Annotated in this window: 5 protein-coding genes; 4 read left to right on the top strand and 1 reads right to left on the bottom strand. The window is 73.0% G+C overall.

The window, feature by feature from the left end; all coding sequences use genetic code 11:
• The first annotated feature begins 497 nt into the window (after positions 1-497).
• Genes RIF68_RS26090 through RIF68_RS26075 form a run of 4 tightly spaced genes read left to right on the top strand, consistent with a single transcriptional unit; the run spans position 498 to position 4,717 of the window.
• Positions 498-1,253, top strand: a complete 756-nt coding sequence (locus tag RIF68_RS26090) for a (5-formylfuran-3-yl)methyl phosphate synthase (RefSeq protein ID WP_309053744.1) — start codon at positions 498-500, stop codon at positions 1,251-1,253.
• A gap of 7 nt (positions 1,254-1,260) precedes the next feature.
• Positions 1,261-2,670, top strand: a complete 1,410-nt coding sequence (locus RIF68_RS26085) for an aldehyde dehydrogenase family protein (protein ID WP_309053743.1) — start codon at positions 1,261-1,263, stop codon at positions 2,668-2,670.
• On the top strand, positions 2,667-3,809 hold the full coding sequence (locus RIF68_RS26080) for an NAD(P)-dependent alcohol dehydrogenase (protein ID WP_309053742.1): 1,143 nt from the start codon (positions 2,667-2,669) through the stop codon (positions 3,807-3,809). The genes RIF68_RS26085 and RIF68_RS26080 overlap by 4 nt, the downstream gene beginning before the upstream one ends.
• Complete coding sequence (locus tag RIF68_RS26075) at positions 3,806-4,717, top strand: class I SAM-dependent methyltransferase (RefSeq protein WP_309053741.1); 912 nt, start codon at positions 3,806-3,808, stop codon at positions 4,715-4,717. The genes RIF68_RS26080 and RIF68_RS26075 overlap by 4 nt, the downstream gene beginning before the upstream one ends.
• A gap of 56 nt (positions 4,718-4,773) precedes the next feature.
• Here RIF68_RS26075 and RIF68_RS26070 read toward each other — a convergent pair whose 3' ends face one another.
• Positions 4,774-5,307, bottom strand: coding sequence for an EF-hand domain-containing protein (locus RIF68_RS26070; protein ID WP_309053740.1), 534 nt, complete (start codon positions 5,305-5,307; stop codon positions 4,774-4,776).
• Positions 5,308-5,415: the final 108 nt, after the last annotated feature.

The following is a 5,415-nucleotide window of genomic DNA, read 5'->3' as shown; positions in this document are numbered from 1 at the left end:
CGCGCCGGCCGCCACCGCCCACCCGCCGGTCACCGATGGAATCTGGCGCACCGACGGCTACGGCACCGTGCTGTCCATCCGGAACGGAACCCTTCAGGAGTACCAGACCACCGCCGTCAGCTGCATCGCGGGCGACCGGATGGCGCCCGTTGCCGTCGGTGGGGCCCCTCCCCGCAATCCTCTGTCGACCCGGCCCGCCCCCGGTGCCGACCGGGCTGATCACTGCGGCAAACCTACGGGGCGGACCGACCGAGGCACGAGAGTGCGCAAGGGCGCACCCGACGGATCACGTGGGCGATCGTGGCGCGGGCCGGGGCTTCCGGTCCGCGCCGGTGCACGCGGCGTCATGCGGCTGCGGACACGCGCCCCCGGCGGCTCCGCACGCCCTACCGGTGCGCACGGGCAGGTGGAAAGGATGAGCGCACCGCACATGAACCAGGTGACCCGCGGGTTCCTCGACCTCAGGTCGGGCGGACGCGCGGCGGAAGGAGTGCACGGTGTTGCTTCTCATCTCCCCGGACGGCGTCGAGGAGGCTCTCGACTGTGCGAAGGCGGCGGATCACCTCGACATCGTCGACGTGAAGAAGCCCGACGAGGGTTCTCTCGGCGCCAACTTCCCGTGGGTCATCCGGGAGATCCGCGACGCGGTCCCGGCGGACAAGCCGGTCTCCGCCACCGTCGGCGACGTGCCGTACAAGCCCGGTACCGTGGCCCAGGCCGCGCTCGGCGCGGTCGTCTCCGGCGCCACGTACATCAAGGTCGGTCTCTACGGCTGCACCACCCCCGAGCAGGGCGTCGAGGTCATGCGGGCGGTCGTCCGGGCGGTGAAGGACCACCGTCCGGACGCGCTCGTCGTCGCCTCGGGCTACGCGGACGCCCACCGCGTCGGCTGCGTCAATCCGCTCGCGCTGCCCGACATCGCCGCCCGCGCGGCCGCCGACGCGGCCATGCTGGACACCGCGATCAAGGACGGGACACGGCTCTTCGACCACGTGCCGCCGGACACCTGCGCCGAATTCGTCCGCCGTGCCCACGCCTCCGGACTGATCGCCGCCCTCGCGGGCAGCGTCCGGCAGACCGACCTGGGTGAGCTGACCCGCATCGGCACGGACATCGTGGGCGTACGGGGAGCGGTCTGCGCGGGCGGCGACCGCAAGGCCGGCAGGATCCAGCCACATCTGGTCGCCGCCTTCCGCGCGGAGATGGATCGACAAGCCCGCGAGCACGCCGCCGGCGCCCCGGACGTGAGCTGACCTCGGGATGCCGACACCGGAAGCCGTCAACGCCCCCGCGCCGCGTGCCGCAAGACTCACCGTCGTCGACCCCGCCACCGGGCACCCCTTCGACGACGCCCCCGACCAGCGGCCGGAGGAAGTGGACGCGGTGGTCGAACGCGCCCGGCGCGCCTGGATCGGATGGCGGGCCGACCCGGCCGCCCGTACCACCGCCCTGCGCGCCGCCGCCGACGCCGTGGAAACCGCCGGGGACGACCTCGCCCCCCTGCTCACCCGGGAACAGGGCAAACCCCTGGCGGAGTCGTACGCGGAGGTCGCCCGTACGGCGGCCCGCTTGCGGTACTTCGCCGGCCTCGCCCCCGACGCCCGCCGGATCGACGACGGCAGGCCCGTGCACAGCGAGGTCCGCTGGCGCTCCCTCGGGCCCGTCGCCGGGATCGTGCCGTGGAACTTCCCTCTCCAGCTCGCGGCCGCGAAGTTCGCCCCCGCCCTCGCGGCCGGCAACGCCGTGGTCCTCAAACCGTCCCCGTACACCCCGCTCGCCACCCGGCTGCTCGGTTCCGTCCTCGCCGAGGTCCTGCCCGAGGACGTCCTGACCGTCGTCACCGGCCGGGAACCTCTCGGAGCCCGCCTCGCCTCCCACCCTGGCATCCGCCACGTCACGTTCACCGGCTCGGTACCGACCGGACGGGCCGTCGCCACGGCGGCGGCGGCCTCGCTCACCCGGGTCACCCTGGAACTGGGCGGCAACGACGCGGCCGTCCTCCTGGACGACGCCGACGTGGAACGGATCGCGGACCGGCTGTTCTGGGCCGCGTTCCGCAACTGCGGGCAGGTCTGCATGGCGGTCAAACGCGTCTACGCGCCGGCGCGGCTCCACGCCGAGGTGGTCGAGGCCCTCGCCCACCGCGCGAAGACCGTCGCCGTCGGATCCGGACTCGACCCCGGCTCCCGGATCGGCCCGGTCAACAACGCGCCCCAACTGGCCCGGGTCGAGCAGGTCGCACGACGGGCCGTGGCGGCCGGCGCCCGGGCCGCGGCCGGCGGCCACCGGCTCGACGGACCGGGCTACTTCTTCGCCCCCACGATCCTCACCGACGTCCCGCCCGACAGCCCCGTGGTGACCGAAGAACAGTTCGGTCCGGTCCTGCCGGTGCTGCCCTACCGCACCCTCGACGAAGCCGTCGACGCCGCCAACGGCACCGGCTTCGGACTGGGCGGCTCCGTCTGGGGCACGGATCCCGACCGGGCCGCCGCGGTCGCCGACCGTCTCGAATGCGGTACGGCCTGGATCAATCACCATGCCGAACTCTCCCTCGCCCAGCCCTTCGCCGGCACCAAGGACAGCGGGCTCGGTGTCGCGGGCGGACCATGGGGCCTCTACGGCAACCTCCGGCCGTTCGTGGTGCACCGGCTGCGGGAGGAAGACCGATGAGGTTCCGGGCCGCGGTGCTGCGCTCGTACGACGCCCCCTTCGCGGTGGAGGAGGTGGCCCTCAGCAACGGCCCGGCCGCCGGGGAGATCCTCGTCGAGATCGCGGGATGCGGAATGTGCCGCACCGACCTCGCGGTCCGGCGATCGGCCGGCCGCACCCCGCTCCCGGCGGTCCTCGGCCACGAGGGCGCCGGAGTCGTGGTGGCGTCGGGTGACGGCACGAAGGGCCCCGACGATCCGAACCACCCCGCAAGTTCGGACGGCGCGATCGGCGTCGGCGACCATGTCGTGCTGAGCTTCGACTCCTGCGGAGCATGCCGGAACTGCCGGGGGGCGGCCCCCGCGTACTGCGATTCCTTCGCGTCCCTCAACCTCTTCGGAGGACGCGCGGAGGACGTACCACGGCTCACCGACGCCACCGGCGGCCCGCTGGCCCCCCGGTGGTTCGGCCAGTCGTCCTTCGCCCAGTACGCGCTCGTCCCGGCGCGCAACGCCGTCCGGGTCGACCCCGCCCTGCCGCTCGAACCACTGGGACCGCTCGGCTGCGGCTTTCTCACGGGTGCCGGAGCCGTACTCAACACGTTCCGCGCCGGCCCCGGCGACACCCTCGTCGTCCTCGGCGCGGGAGCTGTGGGCCTGGCCGCGGTGATGGCGGCGACCGCCGCCGCCGTACGGACCGTCGCCGTCGACCACCACCCCGGGCGACTGGCCCTGGCCGAACGGTACGGCGCGATCCCGCTGCCCGCGGGGACGGCCGGGAGGGCCGACCGCATCCGCCGGCTGACCGGCGGCGGGGCCCAGTACGCCCTGGACACCACTGCCTCGCCCGCGCTCATCAACGACGCGCTCCACGCCCTGCGTCCCACGGGCACTCTCGGCCTCGTGGCACGCCTGCACACCGCGCTCGCCCTCGAACCGGGCACGCTCGACAAGGGCCGCAGCATCCGGCACATCTGCGAGGGCGACGCCGTACCCGCGCTGCTGATACCCCGGCTGACCTCTCTGTGGCAGGCCGGCCGCTTCCCCTTCGACCAACTGATCCGCACCTACCCCCTGGCCGACATCAACGAGGCCGAACGCGACTGCGAGGCGGGCCGCGTGGTCAAACCCGTCCTGCTGCCGGAGAGAAGAGAACGATGAACGCACCGTTCACCACGGACGGCGTCGACGGAGGGGTGGGAGTCACCGCCCTCCTGGTCGCCGCCGCCCGTGCGATCGAGACCCACCGTCACGACAGCCTCGCCCAGGACGAGTACGCGGAACACTTCGTGCGCGCGGCCCCGGCGTGCGCCGGCTGGCCGGTGCGCATCGAGCAGGTCCCGGACGGGGAGCACGACCCGCTGTGGGGGAGGTTCGCCCGCTACTTCGGTCTGCGGACGAGGGTCCTCGACGACTTCGTCCTCCGGTCGGCCGGTACGGGCGTCCGCCAAGTGGTCCTCCTGGGCGCGGGCCTCGACACCCGCGCCTTCCGGCTCGACCTGCCCGCCGACTGCGTCGTTCACGAGATCGACAGGGCGGGCGTGCTGGCCTTCAAAGAGCAGGTCCTCTCGGAGGCCGCGGCCGCCCCCAAGGCGAAACGCGTCCTCGTCCCGGTCGACCTGCGCGCCGACTGGGTCACCGCGCTGACCTCCGCGGGATTCGACCCGTCCGCCCCGAGCGTCTGGCTGGCCGAGGGGCTGCTCTTCTACCTGCCGGCCCACGCGGAGACGTATCTCATCGACACGGTGCACCGGCTCGCCACCGGAGGCAGCGCCCTGGCCTTCGAGGCCAAACTGGAGAAGGACCTGTTGGCGTACCGAGACAGCGCGATCTACACGGCGACACGCGAACAGATCGGCATCGACCTGCTCGACCTCTTCAGCAGGGAGCCGCGCCCCGACTCCGCCGGAGCCCTGGCGGCCAGAGGCTGGTCCACGTCGACGCACACCCCGTTCGATTTCACCCGCCTGCTGGGACGAGGGCCCCTCCCCGAGCGTAACGACGCGCTGGAGGGCAACCGATGGGTGTTCGCCCACAAGCCCCACAAGCCCCACGAGCCCCGGCCCTGACGCGGCGCTCCGGGGCCGGCCGCGCGGCCGGCCCCAGGACGCTCGCGACGACGGTGTCAGACGGCGCGGACTGCCACCAGCTGGTCGCCCGGGATCCCGGCCAGGTCCGGCGCGTAAAAGTCTTCGATGCCGGCGGCCCACGTGGCCACGGTGATGCGGTCCTCGGCGTCGGGGCCGAAGGCGTCGAACAGCGCGTGGATGTTCGCCTCCTCGAAGCCGATCGCCCTCATCAGCGACACGAAGAGCGGACGCTCGATCAGACCGTCCCCGTCGGGATCCCCCAGCGCGGAGAGCGCCGTGGCGAACTCGGTGACCGTGGGCCCGAAACGCTCGGGATCGAGCACGAACGGACGGAACTCGTCGACGCTGATCACACCGTCACCGTCAGCGTCCAACTCCGTGGCCAGTGTCGACCAGTAGCGGCGGAGCGCGGCCCGGATGGCTTCCCTGGCGCCGTCGTCCGAGGCCACGGCCGCCGCCAGCACCCGTTCTGTCATGAGGTCGAAATCGCCGGAGTCCACGACCCCGTTGCGGTTGACGTCGAAGAGGGAGAAGACCAGCTCGACCCGCTGGGCGGCCTCAGTGCGCATGTCCGTCACCTGTCTCCACGGTCCGTCGGTCCCGGACCTGATCCGATGCGTGCGACTACGTAACCGCCCCGAGGCGGAAACGTGACGGTGAGACGCCCTCCGCCACCG

It is taken from the genome of Streptomyces sp. (genome assembly GCF_031178505.1).
Lineage (GTDB): Bacteria > Actinomycetota > Actinomycetes > Streptomycetales > Streptomycetaceae > Streptomyces > Streptomyces gulbargensis.
This window is presented reverse-complemented; position numbering and strand designations above follow the sequence as displayed.

Bases quoted from the DNA above. Each gene is read 5' to 3' on its own strand.
- RIF68_RS26085 (WP_309053743.1), top strand. From the start codon at position 1,261: ATGCCGACACCGGAAGCCGTCAACGCCCCCGCGCCGCGTGCCGCAAGA.
- RIF68_RS26080 (WP_309053742.1), top strand. From the start codon at position 2,667: ATGAGGTTCCGGGCCGCGGTGCTGCGCTCGTACGACGCCCCCTTCGCG.
- RIF68_RS26075 (WP_309053741.1), top strand. From the start codon at position 3,806: ATGAACGCACCGTTCACCACGGACGGCGTCGACGGAGGGGTGGGAGTC.
- RIF68_RS26070 (WP_309053740.1), bottom strand. From the start codon at position 5,307: ATGCGCACTGAGGCCGCCCAGCGGGTCGAGCTGGTCTTCTCCCTCTTC.